This window comes from Arthrobacter sp. LAPM80, from assembly GCF_046736435.1.
GTDB lineage: Bacteria > Actinomycetota > Actinomycetes > Actinomycetales > Micrococcaceae > Specibacter.
On sequence record NZ_JBCHVD010000012.1, the window covers coordinates 77,807 to 96,714 of the forward strand.

Below are 18,908 nucleotides of genomic sequence, written 5' to 3' on the forward strand. Positions count from 1 at the left end.
GGGTGTTTTTCATTGCCCCGGTATTTTTGAACTAAACATTTTTCCGGACTGAAGAGTTCCCGTACCTGAAAAGGAAGCCGTCATGACCATCCACCCCGTGACAATCTTGGGTGAGCCCGTGCTCCACCGCCGCGCTGATGAGGTCAAGGCCTTTGACGGGCAGCTCAAGGCCCTCGTGGCCGACATGCACGAGACCATGGATGCCGCCAACGGCGTGGGACTTGCCGCCCCACAGATCGGCGTCGGCCTGCGGCTGTTCACCTACAAGATGGAGAACGACGACGGCGTCCCGACCCGGGGCGTGGTGGTGAACCCGACGCTGACGGTTGGCAAAATATCGGGCAACGCCCCCGACCCCGACGACGAGGTTGAAGGCTGCCTGTCGGTGCCCGGCATCGACTACCCGCTCAAGCGCGCCGACTGGGTGCGTGTTCGCGGCTTCGACGCCGACGGCACCCCGCTGGACTTTGAGGCGACAGGCTGGTTTGCCCGCTGCATGCAGCACGAATACGACCACCTCGACGGCAAGCTGTACGTTGACAGGCTCAATGCCCGGTACGGCAAGAAGGCGCGCCGCGCCGCCAAGAGCAATGGCTGGGGCGTGCCCGGGCTGACCTGGATGCCGGGCGTGGACCCCGACCCGTTCGGCCACGAACCCAAACAGTGACCCGGCTTCCCTGACGTTTTTGCCCACGCGGCAAAGTGTTGGTCACAGTACGCGGCAAAGTGCTAAGCAAAGTGCTGGGCAAACGGTGGTGGGACTGGCCGGCAAGGAGTAGCTTTACGGTACAGAAGCACTCCACGTGTTCATGAAAAACGGCCGCTCCGCCATCCCGGTGGCGGCAGCTAGGGGGAACAATGTCCGGCCCAACCGAGCCCAACCCGGCAGCCTCGAGCATCCCCCGCAAGGTCATCGGCCTTGCCGTCGCCGGTGCCGTCGGCGGCTTCCTTTTTGGCTTTGACTCCTCGGTCGTCAACGGCGCGGTCGACGCCATCCAGGGCCAGTTCGGCCTCGGTGACACCCTGACGGGGTTCGCCGTCGCGGTCGCCCTTTTGGGCTGCGCGGTGGGCGCCTACATGGCAGGGCGGATTGCCGATGCCAAGGGCCGCATTCCTGCCATGAAACTCGGCGGCATCCTGTTCCTTGTCAGCGCCATCGGCACCGGTCTGGCATTCAACGTGTACGCCCTGATCTTCTGGCGCCTCGTCGGAGGCCTGGGCATCGGCCTGGCCTCGGTCATTGCACCGGCGTACATTTCCGAAATCTCACCCCGCAGGCACCGCGGCCGACTGGCATCGCTGCAGCAGCTGGCCATCACTGTGGGTATTTTTGCCGCGCTCCTTTCCGACGCGCTGTTTTCCAACGCGGCGGGCGGCGCCACCCAGACATTATGGTTCGGCCTCCCGGCCTGGCGCTGGATGTTCCTTGCCGGCGCCATTCCCGCCGTGGTGTATTTCGGCATTGCCCTGGTCCTGCCCGAATCGCCGCGTTTCCTTGTCCTCAAGGGCAGGGAAGCCGAAGCGGCCAAGGTCTTTGAAACCATTGCACCCGGTGAAGACACCGAGCGCAGCATCCGCGACATCAAGGAAGCAGTCAAGGAAGACGCCCTGTCGGCGCGGAAGGGTTCGTTGCGGGGCAAGCGTTTCGGCCTGATGCCAGTGGTCTGGATCGGCATCATCCTCTCGGTGCTGCAGCAATTTGTCGGCATCAACGTCATCTTCTACTACTCCACCACCCTGTGGCAGGCAGTGGGCTTCCAGGAAAAGAACTCCCTGACAATTTCAGTGGTGACGGCCGTAGTGAACATCCTTGTCACCCTCGTGGCCATAGCCCTCGTGGACAGGATCGGCCGCCGCCCCATCCTTTTGACAGGCTCCATCGGCATGGCGCTCTCCCTGGGCACCATGGCCCTTGCCTTCTCATCGGCCACGGGTTCGGGGTCCAACATCAGCCTGCCCGGCGCATGGGGTCCCGTTGCCCTGGTTGCCGCGAACGTGTTTGTTGTCAGCTTCGGCGCTTCGTGGGGTCCGCTGGTGTGGGTGCTGCTTGGTGAAATCTTCCCGTCCCGCATCCGCGCCCGCGCCCTCGGCCTGGCCGCCGCGGCCCAGTGGATCGCGAACTTCATCATCACCTTGACGTTCCCTGGCATGGCCGCGGCCTCCCTGCCGCTGACGTACGGCATGTACGCGGTGTTTGCCGCGGCGTCGTTCTTCTTTGTCATGTTCAAGATCCCTGAAACAAACGGCATGTCGCTGGAGCAGGCCGAAACCCTGTTCGTCAAGAAGCCCAAGGCCACCAAGTAACGTGCAGCAACGGGCTGCGGATTGGCTAAACTGGGGCCATGACGCCGCGGACCGCCTTGAGCCCAGAAATGACACTTGACGCACTGAACGTCGAACCCGGGGACCGCGCCGGGTGCCTGGCCCTGCTTGAGGGACCGGCGTCACCCGCCGTTGAAAAGGTCCTGGCGCATTTGGCCGCCCGGCTGGGCAGTGCCGATGAGTCAAACCCTGAACTGGGCACACCCGAACTGCCCGTCACCGAGATGGACTGGCTCAGCGCCATGATGCGGTTCGTTCCCGATATCCGGCAGTGGCATGGAGCCCGCGGCATTTCCGCGGAGATCTCCTTGGCCACTCTTGCCGACTTTGGCAGGAACATGGCCATCAACCGCCGCGTCCACCACCGCTTCGGCATGGACACCTACAAATGGCTCAACAACGTGTTCTCCGGACGCCTCTACCAGCTGGGCCGGCTGCAGTACCTGATCCACCAGCCCTCGGCTGACATCCCCGGCGTCGGCGCGGGCGAGTGGATCCTTGGCGTCCATATCCCGGAGGGCGGGGACCTCTCCCCCGCAGTGGTCGCCGAAAGTCTGGCATTGGCGGCACCCTTCTTCGCCGAACATTTCCCCGAAAAGCCGGTGCAGAGCGCCAACTGCGAATCATGGCTGCTTGACCCGTACCTCGGCGCAACCATTGCCGAGGACTCCAACATCGCCCGCTTTGCCGCCCTTTTCACCCCGTACGGCGAACCCCGCAACGAACCGACCGATGCCGTGTACTTCACGTTCCGCACCCGCAACATGGACAACCTCGATGCACTGCCCCGCACGACGGCGTTGCAGCGGGTTGTCCTTGAACGCATCGACGCCGGAGGAACCTGGCAGCTCGGCTTCGGTTTCGTGGCGCTCCCGCGCTAAACCGGGAGCCAACCGTGGGCCACGAACGCTGCGGTAAACTTGATGGTTGGCGTGTTTGCCCCTGCCTGAACATTTTTGTCACCGCTAGAAAGTAGTCCTGTGTCCTCTCCGGCCCAATCCCCCGCCCGCGCCACCGAAATCACCGGCCAGGCGGAGCGCCGCCGCACCTTTGCCGTGATTTCCCACCCGGATGCGGGCAAGTCAACGCTGACCGAGGCGCTGGCCCTGCACGCCAAGGTGATTGGCACGGCGGGTGCCACGAACGGCAAGTCGAACCGCAGGGACACCGTCTCGGACTGGCAGCAGATGGAAAAGGACCGCGGCATCTCGATCAGCTCCGCGGCGCTGCAGTTCTCCTACCGCGACACCGTCATCAACCTCCTTGACACCCCCGGCCACGCCGACTTCTCCGAGGACACCTACCGTGTGCTGGCCGCCGTCGACTGCGCCGTCATGCTCATTGACGCCGGTAAGGGCCTGGAAACCCAGACCATGAAACTGTTCGAGGTGTGCCGCCAGCGCAACCTTCCCATCATCACCGTCATCAACAAATGGGACCGCCCGGGCCTTGACCCGCTTGAACTTATGGACGAGATCACCGAACGCACGGGCCTGACCCCCATGCCGCTGACGTGGGGCATCGGCATCGCCGGCGACTTCCGTGGCGTATGGGACATCCGCCGCAACGAGTTCGCCAAATTTGCCCGCAACAGCTCGGGCGCCCAGATCGCCCTGACCGAGTACATGACGCCCGAGGCCGCAGCCGCATCCGAAGGCGACGCGTGGGCCGACTCCATCGAGGAGGCCAGCCTTGTGGTCGACGAGGACGCGCCCCTGGACCTCGAGGCCTTCTACGCGGGCAAGGCCACTCCCCTGCTGTTCTCCTCCGCGGCCCTGAACTTCGGTGTCAAGCAGATCCTTGACACGTTGGTCGACTTCGCCCCGCCCGCCTCACCGCGCGCCGACATCACGGGCACTGCCCGCGCCGTCGAAGCCCCGTTCTCCGGCTTTGTGTTCAAGGTCCAGGCCGGCATGAACCAGGCACACCGCGACCACGTGGCCTTCGTGCGCGTCTGCTCGGGCATGTTTGAGCGCGGCATGGTCGTCACCCAGACCCGCACGGGCAAGTCCTTCGCAACGAAGTACGCCCAGCAGGTGTTCGGCCGCGAACGCGAAGTCATCGACACCGCCTTCCCGGGCGACGTCGTCGGCCTCGTCAACGCATCGGCCCTGCGCGTTGGCGATTCGCTGTTCGTGGAGGAGCCGGTGGAGTACCCCGCCATCCCGCTGTTCGCACCCGAGCACTTCCAGGTGGCCCGTTCCAAGGACCCCAGCAAGTACAAGCAGTTCCGCCGCGGCATCGAACAGCTCGAACACGAAGGCGTGATCCAGGTCCTGCGCTCGGACCTGCGCGGGGACCAGGCACCGGTGCTCGCCGCCGTCGGACCCATGCAGTTCGAGGTTGTCGAGGACCGCATGCACCACGACTTCAACGCCCCCATGCGCCTGGAGCGCCTGCCCTACTCCCTTGCCAGATTGACGACGCCGGACGCAACTGAAACGCTGGCAAATGTCCATGGCGCCGAGGTACTCGAGCGCAGCGACGGCGAATTCCTGGCCCTGTTCAACGACATCTGGGCCATGCGCCGGGTTGAAAAGAACCACCCGGACCTGCCGCTGGCCGAAATCGGCACCACCATGTAGGCATGGCTTCTTCCCGAGAAAGCCTGCCCCGGCCGCCTCCCCTACGTAAGGTAGCCCGAGGGCAGGCTTTGCTGTTTCGGGCACGGCCCCAGCACCCTTTTCATGGCGGCCTTCTCAGCCGGGGTGACCCACAGGTGGTAGGCGGCCTTGACCGATATTTGCCGGGCAACGTAATGGCAGCGGAACTTCTTGGACGGCGGCAGCCACGTGGCGGCGTCGGCATCGGACTTCTCCTGGTTCGCGGGGCCGTCAACGGCAAGCAGGTTCAGGGGGTCGTTGGCGAGGCTTTGGCGCTGCATCGGGGTCAGGGCCCCGGCGCCCGTCTGCCAGGCGTTGCCGAGGGCCACGACGTGGTCGATCTGCACCGTACCGCTGCTGTCCTTGCCACGGCGGAACCGGACTTCCCTGCCCGTATAAGGTTCATCGAGGCGCCCGCTTGCCACCAGGCAGGGCGAGGAATCCACAAACGTGACGTCCTGCAGGTCACGGCGAAGGATGTCGTTGCGGGTGTCGCAGCCGTTCGCGTCGGCATCAAGCCATGCCTCGCCAAAGGCGCTGCGCTGGTAGTCGCTGCGCGGGGCCCTTCCCTTGACGGCAAGGGTCTCCAACAGCGCCAGCGCCGTGCCTGGTCCCACGGCAACAACCGGCTTGCCCAATTCCGCCGGCTGGCTCGCAAGCGCGGGTGGAGGGCCGGCGTCGGGCTCAAAGGGCCACCGGCCCGAGCTGTGCAGCCAGCCGGCAAGGACGAGGAGCGCCAACGCCGCGAGCCCTGCTGCGGCCAGCAGCAGCCGTCTTGCGGACGGGCTGGGCGGCCCCGGGCCCCGATCACGCCCCGTGCGGGCAGGAACTCCCGTGATTCGTGCCGCATGGCGGGCCACGGCGCGGCTCAGCCCCGCCCGGAGGCGTGCTCGCTGCCGCAAGGGTGTGCCATGGTTCAAGTCTAGGATCGCTTGGCGAACGGTGCCTGACGTTATCCACAGGCCGGCTCAGCCCACGGCACCGTCAATGAGCTCCCTGGCCAGGTCAGCATGTCCGGCATGCCTGTGAGTTTCGGTAATTTCATGGACGAGGATCTGATGCGGCGTCACGGGGGTTCCTATCCTCCGGCCACCATACGACCTGTCCCGGGGCGTCCCGCGGCGGGCCGGCGGGCGTCGTGCTCACCCAGACCCTGAAGCTTCCATATGACGGCGTCGCGTCCCGCTTGGAGGTAGCGCTGCAGATCTGCCTTGGCCCGTGTCTCATCCATGCCCCAAGCCTTGCAGGGACCAGCGGGCGCCACAAGCCCGGGAAGACCCGGCGGGCCGTTGCATCGGTACTGCAGCATGCAGTAGTTCCGTCCCAGGGCCTGGCGTGCCGGCCTGCACCGGGCCCGTCCGGTGATTTCCTCGCTGGTGCCCTCACCGGAGCCGTTGGCCGTGTCCGAGAAGTTTATGCCAAACTCAAGGACCTTGCTGAAGATTGCTTCGGCGTCCTCAGGCGCCCAGTCGTGTGTATTCCACCGTCCACGGTCCTTTCATGGAGTCGATGCAACGACGCTACGCCTGCCCGGACCCGCGCGGCAGTGCCCGCCAGCACACCTCTGGAGCGTGCTCCCGTTAAACAGAAAAAAGCGTGTCATTGCCGCACAATGCGGGAATGACACGCTGATTGTTGGACAGGGCAGCCGATACGCCGGGTTTTGTCATCCGCCGCAGTTACCCGCGGCGGAGAGGCAACCATCCATCTACGGACGCCGTTGCCGACGCCCTCTAGCAGCCTACCCAGGCACTCGGGCGAACAGCCCTCAACCATGCCCTGTCTGGCCTTGCTCCGGGTGGGGTTTACCTAGCTCCCCCAGTCACCTGGGGCACTGGTGGTCTCTTACACCACCGTTTCACCCTTACCTGCGCCGGTCCTTGCGAACCGTGCCGGCGGTCTATTCTCTGTGGCACTTTCCTGCGGGTTACCCCGAGTGGGCGTTACCCACCACCCCGTTCTGTGGAGCCCGGACGTTCCTCGAGCCACGTGCGTGACGCGCGGTTGCCTAGCTGCCCTGTCCAGTGAACAAGTCTACCCTCTGCGGCGGCCGCAGCCGGCGTCGTTGATGCACGACGCCGGCCCTTGGCTTGGCAGGGCGGGTTACACGGAGGCTGTGGCCAGCTTCGGCGAGGGGTCCAGTGCGGGGAACTGGCGCGGGTGGACCCCTGCCATTTCCTCCATGACACGCACCACCTGGCAGCTGTAGCCGAACTCGTTGTCGTACCAGACGTACAGGACAAGGTTTTTGTCGGTGCTGATGGTGGCCAGGCCATCAACGATGCCTGCACGCCGGTAGCCGACGAAGTCAGAGGAGACCACCTCTGGTGAGTCGATGTAGTCGATTTGCTTGCGGAACTCCGAGTTCAGCGACACGTCGCGCAGGTAGCTGTTCACTTCTTCCTTGGTGGTGCCGTGTTCGAGCGTCAGGTTCAGGATCGCCATTGACACGTTGGGTGTTGGCACGCGGATGGAGTTGCCCGTCAGCTTGCCTTCCAGCTCCGGCAGAGCCTTGGCGACAGCCCTTGCGGCGCCCGTTTCGGTCAGCACCATGTTCAGTGCCGCCGAGCGGCCGCGGCGGTCACCCGTGTGGAAGTTGTCGGTCAGGTTCTGATCGTTCGTGAACGAGTGGACCGTCTCAACATGGCCGTGGATGATCCCGTACTTGTCGTTGAGGACCTTCAGCACCGGCGTGATGGCGTTGGTGGTACAGGAGGCGGCGGTGACGATCTTGTCCGAGGCCTCAATCATGTCGTGGTTGATGCCGTACACGATGTTCTTCAGTGAACCCTTACCTGGGGCCGTCAGCAGCACCCGGGCCACGCCCTTGCTCTTCAGGTGCTGGGACAGGCCCTCTTCATCGCGCCAGCGGCCGGTGTTGTCAACAACAAGTGCGTCCTCGATGCCGAACGCCGTGTAGTCGATGGTTGACGGGCTGTCGGAGTAAATGACCTGAATGGCAGTGCCGTTGGCCTGGATGATGTTGCTGTCCTTGTCAACGGTGATGGTGCCGTCGAAGGGGCCATGGACGGAATCGCGCCGCAGCAGGCTTGCACGCTTGGTCAGATCGAAGTCGCCGCCCTTGCGGACCACGATGGCACGCAGGCGCAGGCCGTGGCCGCCGCCGTTGTGTTCGATGAGGATGCGGGCCAGCAGACGCCCGATGCGGCCGAAGCCGTACAGCACCACGTCGGTGCTGGTGCGGCCGTCTTCGCCGCGACGGCCCACGATCTCGGCCAATTCTGTGCGCAGGAAGGTTTCCAGGTCAGCCTGCCCCGAGGCCTTGAAGCTCGCGTTCAGGCGGGCGACGTCCAAGGATGCCGAGCCAAGCTCCAATGTGGCAAGGGCCTGGATCAGTGGCAGGGTCTCAGCCAAGGGAAGTTCCACGTCGTCGATGTGCCGGGCGAAGCGGTGGGCCTTGAGGATGTCATACGGGGACTTGTTGATCAATGAGCGCCCGTGGACACTGGTGATGACATTGTTTTCTCGGTAGAGGCGCCCAATGAGCGGGATCAGTGCCTCGGCCATGGTTTCGCGCTGGATCCAGGTGTCCAGGGCGGCGTCACTTTTCAGTGCCACGTCGTTGTGCGTCACGTTTTCTACCTCTTCTAGCTTAAAACACCCTTGGTTCAAGCCAAAATCCAGTGTGACAGCGGGCGCCTGCTACCGACGACTTCAGTGAGCCGACTCACTAGACCGGTCCACCCCACCCTCTGCCCCTCCCCGCCGAACGTACAGTTGATGGCAATGTTTTCGCGCACCATTGGCATCATCTGTACGTTCGAATCTGGGCGGGCCCGAAATTCGGCGCCCAACAAGCCGATAAGCTCGCAGGGTGTTGATTTTGCTGCCGCCTTCAGAAGGCAAGACCCCCGCCGACGCCGGATCCCCCGTTGACCTGGCCGAGCTGAGTTTTCCGGAGCTCACCGCCGCCCGGCAGGAGGTTGCCGCGGCGCTGGCTGCCGTCTCGGGGCAGCCGGACGCGCTCACGCAATTGGGCGTGGGGGCGTCGCTGGTTCACGAGGTCAGCCGGAACACGCGCCTGGCCCTTGAACCCGCCGCACCGGCACACACCATCTATTCGGGCGTGCTTTTCGACGCCCTGGGCTACCGGGGCATGACCGCTGCGCAAAAGCGCAAGGCCGATGACGCCGTCGTGGTTGTCTCCGGGCTGTGGGGTGCTGTTGGATTCGCCGACAGGATTCCCGCCTACAGGCTCTCGATGTCCGTGGGTCTTCCCGGCGTGGGAAAGTTGGCAAGTTTTTGGAAGCCGAAGCTCGGCGCAGCACTGGCGGCCCGCAGCGAGGGGCACCTGCTGGTGGATTGCCGCTCCAGCACCTACGCCGCAGCGTGGGTTCCGGAACCGTCACGCACAGTGGCCGTCAACGTTTTCACCGAACGCGACGGCACGCGCAAGGTGGTCTCGCACTTCGCCAAACACACCCGCGGCGAACTGGCCGGGCATTTGCTGACCCGCCGCGGCAAGGCCCCCGAGACGCCTGCTCAGCTGGCCAAGGCCGCCGGGGAAAAATGGGCCGTGGAACTGGTGCCGGGCACCGCCCGCAAGGCCCATGCGTTGAACATCATCCTGACGGACTGAGGCACGGGCCGGCGGGCAAGTTCCGCTCCTGTGTTCCTAGCTCCACTCCTCCGAACGGACAAGGATGGCGCCCGAGTCCGGGCAAAAGACGATCGTATCGGGCGCGGCCTTCTTGATCTCGACGAGGTCACCGGCGCTCAGGTGCATGCCCGAGCCCTCCGACTTGCCGTGGAACAGCCGCGCGGCACCAACGCCATACTTGGCCAGTGCCCTGTCGTAGATGGCCATGAGCTCAGGAGCGAAGGTTGCGGCCAGCTCTGCGCGCTCGGCCAAGGTGGCGTCACGTTCCATCTTCAACGCACCCAGCTTGCTGCGCACCTCGTCGAGAACCTCATCGAGGACAGCCTGCATCTGGACCACCAGCTCGCGCTGCGCCTGCTGCCTGGTAACGGCCTCCTCGAAGGTTTCCATGGCAACAAGCTCGGTATCTTCAAGATCGCCCCGTCGGTGGTTCAGCGACTCAATTTCGCTCTGCAGGGCCATCAGGTCCTTTGACAGGCCTGTTCCACTGTTCAGCTTTGCCTCGTCCCGTTCGATGCGGGCAACAACTGCGGCGACGTCGTCCTCGGACTTGGTCAGGGCACGCTGGGCATCGCTGACGGCCGTGTCCAGCACAACAAGGTCGCTCTTGGCGACGGTGACACCACCGTGGAGGTCGGGAAGACGGGGGTCTTCCTTCAATTCCTTTGCCTGGACGTCGAGCCCCCGCAGTTTGCCATCCAGTACCTGAACCTCAAGCAGGCGCATTTGCTCGCCCGGTGCTGCCTTAGCCATGTAAGTCCTCCTGCTACATAAAGAAAAATGGGTGCTGCTCTAGTGCAAGCCTAGCGGTCGAGGGTCCCGCCGCGAGCCTGCGAGCGGTGGGAGACCACTAGGCGCTAGTTCCCGGGCGTGAGAATAAAGTCCCACGGGTCCGTGTTCGTCTGGCTCACTGTCAATTCAGCCTCAAAACCCTGGTCGGCGAGGACAGTGGCCAGGGCCTGGGCCGCGGCCGGCAGCCACAGCCATTCACTGGCAAAGTGGGAAAGGTCGATCAGGTACGGCCGCCCGTCGATGCGGGCTTCACGCGCCTCCGACGCCGGATGGTGGCGCAGGTCCGCTGTGACATAGACGTCGGCATCACTGGCGCGGACGGCGTCAAACAGGCTGTCGCCGGCGCCACCGCACACGGCAACCTTGTGGACCAGGGCATCCCTGTCCCCGGCGACCCTGACCCCGCCGGCAACGGCAGGCAGCGTCAGGAAGATCCGTGCCGCAAGGTCGCCGAGCTTCTCGGCCCCGGGCAGCAGGCCTACGCGGCCGATTCCCTCTTCGACGAGCCCGTGTGCCGACGGCATGAGCGGCTGCGCATCTGTCAGGCCCAGGACATCGGCGAGAACGTCCGAGACGCCGCCCACTGCACTGTCCCCGTTGGTATGGACTGTCAGCAGCGCGCAACCACCCTCGATCAACCTGTGGACGGCCCGGCCCTTGCCCGATGTGGCGGCCACCGAATTCACGCCCTTCATCAGCAGCGGGTGGTGGGTGATCAGCAGCTGGGCACCCCACTCGAGGGCTTCGTCGATGACCTCGAGGGTGGGGTCGACGGCAAACATGATCCGGTCGACCTCGGCCTCCGGACGTCCGACCACCAAGCCCACACGGTCCCAGTCCTCGGCGAGCGATTCGGGCCAGAGTTCCTCAACAGCCACCAGGACATCCGACAGCACGGGCGTCTGCAGCGGCGTGGCGTCCTGGTCAATCAGTTCCTCGACATCCTCGGAAGGGTCAAATTCCTCGGAAGGGTCAAATTCCTCATCCGGGGCACCGTGGAGGTCATGGACGGTGGCGATGTCGTCATCCAGCCCGGCGGCCACCAATTCCTCGGTATGTGCCGTTTGCTCCACGGCTCCGTGGGCAACTGCTTCAGTCACGTCGTCGGACGCGGGAAAGGTTGGTTCCTTGCTCATGTTTCTAGTTTACTGGCGGGCAGACCGGGAATCGGACCGGGAGGCCGGCGGCGGGAATGTTCCGGGCCGCCCAAGGCTTATAAATGACTATGAAGACTTTTGTATTGGGCGGTGGCTGCTTTTGGTGCCTTGACGCCGTGTATCAGATGACCCTCGGCGTGGAATCAGTGGTGTCCGGATATACCGGCGGCGCCTTGCCGAATCCCAACTACGATCAAATTTGCACCGGGATGACGGGGCACGCCGAGGTGGTTTCGGTGACGTTTGATGAAAACGTCATCCCTGAGGACGTCATCCTGGACATGTTCTTCGTCCAGCATGACCCGACCACGTTGAACCGCCAGGGGTACGACGCCGGAACCCAGTACCGCTCTGTAATGTACTTCCGCGATGCGCAGGAAGATGCGTTGTTCCGTGCTGCGATTGCACGTAACCAGCCGTTGTGGAAGGACCCGATTGTCACAGAGGTGTCCCCCTTGGAAAAGATTTACCCGGCGGAGTACTACCACCAGGATTTCTACGCCCAGCGGCCGGAGGTTGGCTACTGCCAGGTCATTATCAACCCTAAGATTGCTAAAGTTCGAAAACATTACGCGAAGTGGCTCACCGCCTAGAACGCGGTAATTCGACTCGCTACGCTGGCGGATATGCACAGCGTGCGGCCTCGCGGACACTGACTGACTGCCCTTGCGCTTCATCCCTTTTCACCACACCACTAAGGACCCTTCATGGCACGTATTTATGACAACGTCACCCAGCTGGTTGGCGGCACACCGTTGGTGCGCCTGAACCACCTGACCGAAGGTCTGAACGCGACCGTGGCCGTGAAGCTGGAGTTTTATAGCCCCGCCAACAGCGTCAAGGACAGAATCGGTGTGGCAATCATTGATGCAGCCGAGGCCTCCGGGGAACTCAAGCCCGGCGGAACCATTGTCGAAGGCACCTCAGGCAATACCGGAATCGCCCTTGCCATGGTGGGCGCCGCCCGTGGTTACAAGGTCATCCTGACCATGCCGGAGACCATGTCCACCGAGCGCCGTGTCATGCTGCGCGCCTACGGTGCCGAGATTGTCCTGACACCGGGCTCTGAAGGCATGCGTGGTGCTGTGGAGAAGGCCAAGGAGATCGTGGCCAGTACAGAGAACGCCATCTGGGCCCAGCAGTTCGCCAACGAGGCCAACCCCGCCATCCACCGCCAGACCACGGCCGAGGAAATTTGGGAAGACACCGACGGCGCCGTGGATATCTTTGTTGCCGGCGTCGGCACCGGCGGAACCGTGACAGGCGTGGGCCAGGTGCTGAAGGAACGCAAGCCCGGCGTACAGATTATTGCCGTTGAGCCCATCGATTCACCCATCCTCAACGGCGGCGCACCCGGCCCCCACAAAATTCAGGGCCTCGGGGCGAACTTCATCCCCGAAATCCTCGATCAGGGCATCTACGACGAAGTTATCGACGCCACCCTGGAGGATTCGGTACGAGTTGCTCGTGACTTGGGCATGCGCGAAGGCATCTTGGGCGGTATTTCCTCCGGGGCGATCGTGTGGGCGGCCCTTGAACTGGCCAAGCGTCCGGAGAACGCCGGAAAGCTCATCGTTGCCATCGTCTGTGATTTTGGCGAGCGCTACATTTCGACAGTGCTCTACGACGACATCCGGGGCTAGCACGCGCCAAGCAGTGCGATAAATCGCAGAGAATTCCCGCAGCATTCGCGCCCGGCGCCAATGCTGCGGGCGTCTCGATTGTGCCAGCCAACGCCATGAGAACCACGCCGAAGAAGCACGACGGCGGTCAACTGAAGGAAGTCTGTGGGATTCTTCGCAAAAATACGTGAGGACCTTGAATCCGCCCGGTCACATGATCCGGCAGCCAGGGGCTCCTTGGAGAACTTTTTTGTCTACTCAGGCCTTCACGCCATCTGGGTGCATCGGCTGACCCACAGGATGTGGGCCAATCCCGGGCTGCGGTTCCCTGCCCGGGTGCTGTCGCAGCTGACCCGCTTTGCCACAGGCATTGAAATACACCCAGGCGCCACCATCGGCAAGCGCTTCTTCATCGACCACGGCATGGGAGTGGTCATTGGCGAGACAGCCGAAATCGGCGACGACGTCATGATCTACCACGGCGTCACCCTGGGCGGGCGCTCACTGGCCAAGACCAAGCGCCATCCCACCATCGGCAACCGGGTGACCATCGGGGCCGGTGCCAAGGTTCTTGGCCCCATCTACATCGGCGACGATTCGGCGATTGGCGCCAACGCCGTCGTCGTCAAGGATGCGCCCGCCGCATCGATCCTGACAGGAGTGCCCGCCACCATCAGGCACAGGGACGCCCGCAAGGAAATGGCACCGGCCGTTGACCCGGCGGAGTACATAGATCCCGCCATGTGGATCTGACCCGGCAGCTACGTTCCTTGGATCAACGCATCAAATAAGCGCGGGCGGCCCCGGACAACGCGGCGGCCACCTCTGGCGTCGCGAACATGAGCGAGTACAGCACGGGATGGGACAGTGCCCAGTCCCGATAGGCGCGTCCCCCACGCCGGAACGGTCGCTGTCTTCCTCATCGGCATGCGCGCCAACCGGTGGTGGCATCTGGGCGCAGTCATGCGGCCCGCGATGGCAAGGCTAAGGATGCTGAACTACCTGTCCACGCGACCCGAATCGGGAATGCTCGGCTTCCACCAGTGGCTCGGACGGGCAACAATCCTGCTCCCCTGCTGGCAAAGCCCTGAACACCTCCGAGGTGACCACCCGTGTGCTGACTGCCGCTTAGGACGCTTTGCGCAGATGCTCCCCCTGAACCCTGGGAACGCTGTCCGAGGATTCTTCGTGAATTCCCTGCCACACGGTATCCAGCGACAAGCCGAGGACCATGGAGAGCATCGCCACCGTGGAGAATGAGGGTGTTGGGACCCTGCCGCTTTCGATCTTCCGCAAAGTTTCCGGCGAAATGCCCGCTGCCATCGCCACGGCAAGCATGGGCCGCTCGCCACGTGCTCGCCGAAGCATCTGGCCCAGGAGCTTGCCGCGGACAATCTCTTCCGGGGATAGGGGTAAACGAACCATGACTCCATCATAGCGGTATAGTAATACCGGTATAGTAATAGGAATATTATAAGGAAGCCCATGATCGAAATTCTCAGCCCGGCAAGGCTTGAACTGGCCAAGAAGAGCGGCGCGTTCGTTGCCCACGTACTGAAGACCCTCCAGACGCGCGTAGCCGTCGGCACCAACCTTCTGGAGATCGACGCCTGGGCCGCAGAGATGATCGCCGAGGCCGGGGCCCTCTCCTGCTACGTGGACTACGCTCCCGCCTTCGGCCGCGGCCCCTTCGGCCACGTCATCTGCACCTCCGTCAATGACGCAGTGCTCCACGGACTCCCCCGCGACTACGCCATCGTGGACGGTGACCTGCTCACACTCGACTTCGCCGTGTCCCTCAACGGCGTCGTGGCCGACGCCGCCATCAGCTTCATCGTGGGCACACCCCGCGATCCCGAGGACCAACGCCTGATCGACGCCACCCGAGCTGCCTTGAAAGCCGGTATTGCCGCCGCCAAGCCGGGCGCCCGCGTGGGCGACATCTCCGCTGCGATCGGCAAGGTCCTCAGGGGCGCCGGATACAGCGTCAACACAGATTTCGGCGGGCACGGGGTGGGCTCCACCATGCACCAGGAACCTCACATCGCCAACAACGGAAAGGCCGGCCAGGGCTACAAGCTGAAGGCGGGCCTGCTGCTCGCGATTGAGCCATGGGCCATGGTCGACACCGCGAAACTCGTCATGGACCCCGACGGCTGGACTCTGCGCAGCGCGACAGGCGCTCGAACTGCCCACACCGAACACACAGTTGCCATCACCAAAAACGGGCCGGAAATCCTCACGGCCTGACCTGGCTTAAAGCACGACGGCGGCCGGTGCCCTTCTTCTGAAGGTCACCGGCCGCCGTCGTACGTCATAGTCCGGTGGGGACTAGTGGGTGTCGACTGCTTCGATTTCGCTCTTGTCACCGCTCCACTGGGTGTGGAAAGTGCCCTCGATGTCAACACGGTTGTACGTGTGGGCGCCGAAGAGGTCGCGCAGGCCCTGGGTCAGGGCTGCGGGCAGGCGCTTGCGGCGCAGGCCGTCGTAGTAGGCCAGCGAGGAGGAGAACACCGGTACCGGGATGCCCAGCTGGACGGCGGTGGATACCACGCGGCGCCAGGCAGGGAGGACCTCGGCGATTTCCGCGGCGAACGCCGGAGCGAACAGCAGGTTCGCCGGCTTCTCCTTCGCCGCGTAGGCCTTGGTGATGTCCTTGAGGAGTTCGGCGCGGATGATGCAGCCGCCGCGCCAGAGCGAGGCGATCTCATCGAGCTTCAGGTCCCAGTTGTACTCGGTCGCGGCGCTGGTGAGCATGTCGATGCCCTGCGCGTAGCTGATGAGCTTGGACGCGTACAGTGCCTGGCGGACGTCCTCGACGAAGTCGGCGCCCAGGTCAACGGCAACCTCGTGGCCGGCCAGGACGTCCTGGCCGATCGCACGCTGGTCACGCTGGCTGGAGAGGCCGCGGGCGAACACGGACTCTGCGATCGCGGAGATGGGCGAACCCAGATCCAGGCCGGACTGGACCGTCCATCGGCCCGTGCCCTTCTGGCCTGCGGAGTCAACAATCACATCAACGAGCGGCTTGCCGGTCTTGGCGTCAACGTGGCCCAGTACCTCGGCGGTGATTTCAATCAGGAAGGAGGCCAGCTGGCCTTCGTTCCATTTGCCAAAGATCTCAGCCTGCTCGGCGGGCTCGATGCCTGCGGCGCTGCGCAACAGGTCGTAGGCCTCGCCGATGACCTGCATGTCGGCGTATTCGATGCCGTTGTGGACCATCTTCACGAAATGGCCTGCACCGTCGGTGCCGATCCATGCACAGCAGGGTTCGCCGTCGACCTTGGCGGAAATCTTTTCCAACAGCGGGCCCAGCGCATCGTAGGATTCCTTGGACCCACCGGGCATGATGGACGGGCCCAGCAGTGCACCCTCCTCGCCGCCGGAGACGCCAACACCCACGAAGTGCAGGTCCTTCTTCGCCAGGTCCGCCTCGCGGCGGCGGGTGTCGACGAAGTTCGAGTTGCCACCGTCGATGATGATGTCGCCGGCCTCCATGAGCGGAACAAGCTGATCGATCACGGAGTCAACCGGGCCGCCGGCCTTGACCATGATGAGCACGCGGCGCGGCTTCTCCAGGGACTCCACGAGCTCGGCGAGAGTCTCGGTGCGAACAAAATCCCCCTCGGAACCGTGCGCGGCAAGCAGTGCGTCTGTCTTTTCAACGGAGCGGTTGTGCAAGGCAACGGTGTATCCGTTACGGGCCAAGTTCCGGGCCAGGTTGGCGCCCATGACAGCCAAACCTGTGACGCCGATCTGTGCGGTGCCATTCACTTCAGACATACTACCTCCAGAGAGAGTTAAAGAGTTTCCTACAGCTTATCGGTGATGACACCCGTTCCCCAGCTGATTCCAAGATTCGGATACGTGCCTTGTCATGTATGACACCAACAATGGCAACCGAATGCCAAATGCTGTCTTTAGCTGGTGAAATTCAGAAGGACCTTCCCCGACGCCGCCGAGTTGCGCGCCATGTTGAAGGCCGCCAGCCCGTCGGTGAGCGCGTACTCATGGGTAACCACGGGATCCACGAAGAGCGAGCCATCCGCGAGGGCTTCAATGACTTCGTCAATCTCGTCATTGAAGCGGAATGACCCAATCAGCTCCAGCTCGCGGGTGATCGCCAGTGATATGGCAACCGGTTGGGGCCCGGAGGGCAGGAGGCCCACCATGACAACCCGTCCGCCGCGGACAGCGCCGTTGATTGCCGACGCCAGGCCGAAGTGGTTGCCGGAGGATTCAATAACGACGTCGGCCTCCACTGCGGCAATTGCATCGGCGTTTCCGGCTTCAAGAACGACGTCGGCACCCACCGCTGCGGCGATCTCAAGCGGCTTCGCGTGCATGTCGACGGCGGTAATGTGGGCTGCACCGGCGCGCTTGAGCACTGCAACAGCCAGTGCCCCGATGGGTCCGCAGCCAACGACGAGCGCCGTCTTTCCGCGAACGCCACCGGCCCGGCCCACGGCATGCCAGGCGACGCTGGCGGGTTCAACGAGCGCGGCCCGACGCAGCGGCAGGCCATCCGGCAATGGCCGGAGCATGCGTGTCGGAAGGTTTGCGTAGCGCAGGAAGGCCCCGTCCGTGTGGGGGTGCCGTGCCGCGCTGCCAAGGTAGGTACATCCGGGCGACAGGTTGGGGCGGTCCGCCGGGTACTGTGCGGCACCCGGGCCTGGGGTGGCGGGGTGGACGGCCACACGGGTTCCAGAAACCGGCCCCGAACCGTCGGTGGCTGCGCGGACCACAGTGCCGACGACCTCGTGTCCGAGCACCATGGGGTCCCTGAGGATTGATTCCCCCGCCGCGCCGTGCAGCCAGTAGTGCAGGTCGGAGCCGCAAATGCCGCCGTAGGCTATTTCGACGACGGCCTGCCCGGCGCTTGGCTCTGTCAGGGCCACGTCCTCGATGCGCAGGTCGCCCTTGCCATGGGCTACGACGGCGGGGGCACTGCCGGGAAGCTGTATTTCATTCATGATTGCCATCTTTCTAGACCACTACCGTCATGCCGCCGTCGATGAAGATGGTCTGGCCGTTCACGAAGTTCGATGCGTCGGAGGAGAGCCAGACGGCCGGGCCCACCAGGTCCTGGACGGTCCCCCACCTGCTGGCCGGGGTCCGGCCCAAGATCCACGAGTTGAACTTCTCGTCGTCGACAAGGTTTTGCGTCATTTCCGTGTGAATGTACCCGGGGGCGATGCCGTTGATTTGAAGCCCGCCACCCGCCCACTCTGCCGTCATCGCGCGGGTCAGGTTGCGCAGGCCACCTTTGGCCGCGGTGTAGGCGGCAATGGTGGGGCGGGCCAGGTCAGTCTGTACGGAACAGATGTTGATGATCTTGCCGCGTCCACGGGCCAGCATGCCCCGGGCGGCCTCGCGGCCCACGAGGAACGCACTCGTCAGGTCCGTGCGGATGACCCTGTCCCAGTCCTTCACGTCGAGCTCGAGCAGCGGGACGCGGTGCTGGATTCCTGCGTTGTTGATGAGGATTTCCAGCGGGCCAACGTTGGCGTCGATCCAGGCGATGCCCTCGGCTGCGGCCACGTCGCTGGTGACGTCAAACGCCAGCGAACGAATCCGGCCGGGGGCGAAGTCAGCGGCCATGGCAGCCTCCGCCGCCGCCAGCCGCTCTGGGCTCAATCCGTTGAGCACCACCGTTGCGCCGGCTTCCGCCAGTCCGCGGGCCAGCGAGTTGCCAATGCCCCGGCTGGAGCCCGTGACCAGGGCCACCCTGCCGGTCAGGTCAAACAATCCACTCATTCTTCAGTCCTTGCCATATATAGAGGTTTCCAAT

Annotated in this window: 20 protein-coding genes, 1 other RNA gene and 1 pseudogene; 10 read left to right on the forward strand and 12 right to left on the reverse strand. The window is 64.0% G+C overall.

The features are described from left to right. The first annotated feature begins 82 nt into the window (after window positions 1-82). From def to AAGW05_RS13135, 4 genes are all read left to right on the forward strand, one after another. Entirely contained in the window at window positions 83-667 is a 585-nt protein-coding gene (gene def, locus AAGW05_RS13120) for a peptide deformylase (protein WP_411804986.1), read from the forward strand. 191 nt (window positions 668-858) lie between these two features. Next, window positions 859-2,304 (forward strand): sugar porter family MFS transporter, encoded by a 1,446-nt coding sequence (locus tag AAGW05_RS13125; RefSeq protein ID WP_411804987.1) that lies wholly within the window; start codon window positions 859-861, stop codon window positions 2,302-2,304. A gap of 38 nt (window positions 2,305-2,342) precedes the next feature. After that, window positions 2,343-3,203: an acyltransferase domain-containing protein gene (locus tag AAGW05_RS13130; protein WP_411804988.1), complete on the forward strand. Its 861-nt coding sequence runs from the start codon at window positions 2,343-2,345 to the stop codon at window positions 3,201-3,203. Between the two features lie 99 nt (window positions 3,204-3,302). Then, window positions 3,303-4,907: a peptide chain release factor 3 gene (locus AAGW05_RS13135; protein ID WP_411804989.1), complete on the forward strand. Its 1,605-nt coding sequence runs from the start codon at window positions 3,303-3,305 to the stop codon at window positions 4,905-4,907. 41 nt (window positions 4,908-4,948) lie between these two features. On the opposite strand, the gene AAGW05_RS13140 is transcribed toward AAGW05_RS13135, so the two are convergent. The 5 genes from AAGW05_RS13140 to AAGW05_RS13160 form a co-directional block, all read right to left on the reverse strand. Beyond that, window positions 4,949-5,695: an HNH endonuclease family protein gene (locus AAGW05_RS13140; protein ID WP_411805014.1), complete on the reverse strand. Its 747-nt coding sequence runs from the start codon at window positions 5,693-5,695 to the stop codon at window positions 4,949-4,951. 198 nt (window positions 5,696-5,893) lie between these two features. Next, window positions 5,894-5,995 (reverse strand): DUF664 domain-containing protein, encoded by a 102-nt coding sequence (locus AAGW05_RS13145; protein WP_411804990.1) that lies wholly within the window; start codon window positions 5,993-5,995, stop codon window positions 5,894-5,896. A gap of 8 nt (window positions 5,996-6,003) precedes the next feature. After that, window positions 6,004-6,156: a hypothetical protein gene (locus AAGW05_RS13150; protein WP_411804991.1), complete on the reverse strand. Its 153-nt coding sequence runs from the start codon at window positions 6,154-6,156 to the stop codon at window positions 6,004-6,006. 405 nt (window positions 6,157-6,561) lie between these two features. Continuing rightward, an RNA gene (rnpB, locus tag AAGW05_RS13155) (RNase P RNA component class A) lies at window positions 6,562-6,945 on the reverse strand. A gap of 83 nt (window positions 6,946-7,028) precedes the next feature. Beyond that, window positions 7,029-8,519 (reverse strand): glyceraldehyde-3-phosphate dehydrogenase, encoded by a 1,491-nt coding sequence (locus tag AAGW05_RS13160; RefSeq protein ID WP_411804992.1) that lies wholly within the window; start codon window positions 8,517-8,519, stop codon window positions 7,029-7,031. Between the two features lie 241 nt (window positions 8,520-8,760). Between AAGW05_RS13160 and AAGW05_RS13165 the strand changes: the two genes are divergently transcribed. Further along, entirely contained in the window at window positions 8,761-9,525 is a 765-nt protein-coding gene (locus AAGW05_RS13165) for a YaaA family protein (protein WP_411804993.1), read from the forward strand. 36 nt (window positions 9,526-9,561) lie between these two features. Here AAGW05_RS13165 and AAGW05_RS13170 read toward each other — a convergent pair whose 3' ends face one another. Both AAGW05_RS13170 and AAGW05_RS13175 read right to left on the reverse strand, forming a co-directional pair. Next, window positions 9,562-10,299 carry a zinc ribbon domain-containing protein gene (locus AAGW05_RS13170; RefSeq protein WP_411804995.1) on the reverse strand — a complete coding sequence of 246 codons (738 nt, stop codon included), beginning with the start codon at window positions 10,297-10,299 and terminating at the stop codon, window positions 9,562-9,564. 104 nt (window positions 10,300-10,403) lie between these two features. Further along, on the reverse strand, window positions 10,404-11,474 hold the full coding sequence (locus AAGW05_RS13175) for a Nif3-like dinuclear metal center hexameric protein (RefSeq protein WP_411804996.1): 1,071 nt from the start codon (window positions 11,472-11,474) through the stop codon (window positions 10,404-10,406). An 89-nt stretch (window positions 11,475-11,563) separates the two neighbouring features. On the opposite strand from AAGW05_RS13175, the gene msrA reads away from it, so the two are divergent. The 3 genes from msrA (at window position 11,564) to epsC (ending at window position 13,870) form a co-directional block, all read left to right on the forward strand. After that, the gene (gene msrA, locus AAGW05_RS13180) at window positions 11,564-12,088 is read left to right on the forward strand and encodes a peptide-methionine (S)-S-oxide reductase MsrA (protein ID WP_411805015.1); all 525 of its coding nucleotides are present in this window, start codon (window positions 11,564-11,566) and stop codon (window positions 12,086-12,088) included. A gap of 114 nt (window positions 12,089-12,202) precedes the next feature. Beyond that, entirely contained in the window at window positions 12,203-13,138 is a 936-nt protein-coding gene (cysK, locus tag AAGW05_RS13185; protein ID WP_411804997.1) for a cysteine synthase A, read from the forward strand. Between the two features lie 144 nt (window positions 13,139-13,282). Beyond that, a complete protein-coding gene (gene epsC / locus AAGW05_RS13190; protein ID WP_411804998.1) occupies window positions 13,283-13,870 on the forward strand; it encodes a serine O-acetyltransferase EpsC in 588 nt (195 codons plus the stop codon). Window positions 13,871-13,892: 22 nt separating this feature from the next. On the opposite strand, the gene AAGW05_RS13195 is transcribed toward epsC, so the two are convergent. After that, complete coding sequence (locus tag AAGW05_RS13195) at window positions 13,893-13,973, reverse strand: hypothetical protein (RefSeq protein WP_411805016.1); 81 nt, start codon at window positions 13,971-13,973, stop codon at window positions 13,893-13,895. A gap of 11 nt (window positions 13,974-13,984) precedes the next feature. Between AAGW05_RS13195 and AAGW05_RS13200 the strand changes: the two are divergent. Continuing rightward, window positions 13,985-14,206 (forward strand): annotated as a pseudogene (locus AAGW05_RS13200) (monooxygenase family protein); the annotation flags it as partial. Between the two features lie 39 nt (window positions 14,207-14,245). Here the strand turns inward: AAGW05_RS13200 and AAGW05_RS13205 are convergent. After that, window positions 14,246-14,542, reverse strand: a complete 297-nt coding sequence (locus AAGW05_RS13205; RefSeq protein WP_411804999.1) for a helix-turn-helix domain-containing protein — start codon at window positions 14,540-14,542, stop codon at window positions 14,246-14,248. A gap of 60 nt (window positions 14,543-14,602) precedes the next feature. On the opposite strand from AAGW05_RS13205, the gene map reads away from it, so the two are divergent. Continuing rightward, window positions 14,603-15,367: a type I methionyl aminopeptidase gene (map, locus tag AAGW05_RS13210; protein WP_411805000.1), complete on the forward strand. Its 765-nt coding sequence runs from the start codon at window positions 14,603-14,605 to the stop codon at window positions 15,365-15,367. 81 nt (window positions 15,368-15,448) lie between these two features. Here map and gndA read toward each other — a convergent pair whose 3' ends face one another. From gndA to AAGW05_RS13225, 3 genes are all read right to left on the reverse strand, one after another. Beyond that, the gene (gene gndA, locus AAGW05_RS13215; protein WP_411805001.1) at window positions 15,449-16,900 is read right to left on the reverse strand and encodes an NADP-dependent phosphogluconate dehydrogenase; all 1,452 of its coding nucleotides are present in this window, start codon (window positions 16,898-16,900) and stop codon (window positions 15,449-15,451) included. 137 nt (window positions 16,901-17,037) lie between these two features. After that, window positions 17,038-18,090, reverse strand: coding sequence for an L-idonate 5-dehydrogenase (locus AAGW05_RS13220; protein ID WP_411805002.1), 1,053 nt, complete (start codon window positions 18,088-18,090; stop codon window positions 17,038-17,040). A gap of 13 nt (window positions 18,091-18,103) precedes the next feature. Beyond that, on the reverse strand, window positions 18,104-18,874 hold the full coding sequence (locus AAGW05_RS13225; RefSeq protein ID WP_411805003.1) for an SDR family oxidoreductase: 771 nt from the start codon (window positions 18,872-18,874) through the stop codon (window positions 18,104-18,106). Window positions 18,875-18,908: the final 34 nt, after the last annotated feature.

Bases quoted from the DNA above. Each gene is read 5' to 3' on its own strand.
- def (WP_411804986.1), top strand. From the start codon at position 83: ATGACCATCCACCCCGTGACAATCTTGGGTGAGCCCGTGCTCCACCGC.
- AAGW05_RS13125 (WP_411804987.1), top strand. From the start codon at position 859: ATGTCCGGCCCAACCGAGCCCAACCCGGCAGCCTCGAGCATCCCCCGC.
- AAGW05_RS13130 (WP_411804988.1), top strand. From the start codon at position 2,343: ATGACGCCGCGGACCGCCTTGAGCCCAGAAATGACACTTGACGCACTG.
- AAGW05_RS13150 (WP_411804991.1), bottom strand. From the start codon at position 6,156: ATGGATGAGACACGGGCCAAGGCAGATCTGCAGCGCTACCTCCAAGCG.
- AAGW05_RS13170 (WP_411804995.1), bottom strand. From the start codon at position 10,299: ATGGCTAAGGCAGCACCGGGCGAGCAAATGCGCCTGCTTGAGGTTCAG.
- AAGW05_RS13175 (WP_411804996.1), bottom strand. From the start codon at position 11,474: ATGAGCAAGGAACCAACCTTTCCCGCGTCCGACGACGTGACTGAAGCA.
- msrA (WP_411805015.1), top strand. From the start codon at position 11,564: ATGAAGACTTTTGTATTGGGCGGTGGCTGCTTTTGGTGCCTTGACGCC.
- cysK (WP_411804997.1), top strand. From the start codon at position 12,203: ATGGCACGTATTTATGACAACGTCACCCAGCTGGTTGGCGGCACACCG.
- AAGW05_RS13205 (WP_411804999.1), bottom strand. From the start codon at position 14,542: ATGGTTCGTTTACCCCTATCCCCGGAAGAGATTGTCCGCGGCAAGCTC.
- map (WP_411805000.1), top strand. From the start codon at position 14,603: ATGATCGAAATTCTCAGCCCGGCAAGGCTTGAACTGGCCAAGAAGAGC.
- gndA (WP_411805001.1), bottom strand. From the start codon at position 16,900: ATGTCTGAAGTGAATGGCACCGCACAGATCGGCGTCACAGGTTTGGCT.
- AAGW05_RS13220 (WP_411805002.1), bottom strand. From the start codon at position 18,090: ATGAATGAAATACAGCTTCCCGGCAGTGCCCCCGCCGTCGTAGCCCAT.
- AAGW05_RS13225 (WP_411805003.1), bottom strand. From the start codon at position 18,874: ATGAGTGGATTGTTTGACCTGACCGGCAGGGTGGCCCTGGTCACGGGC.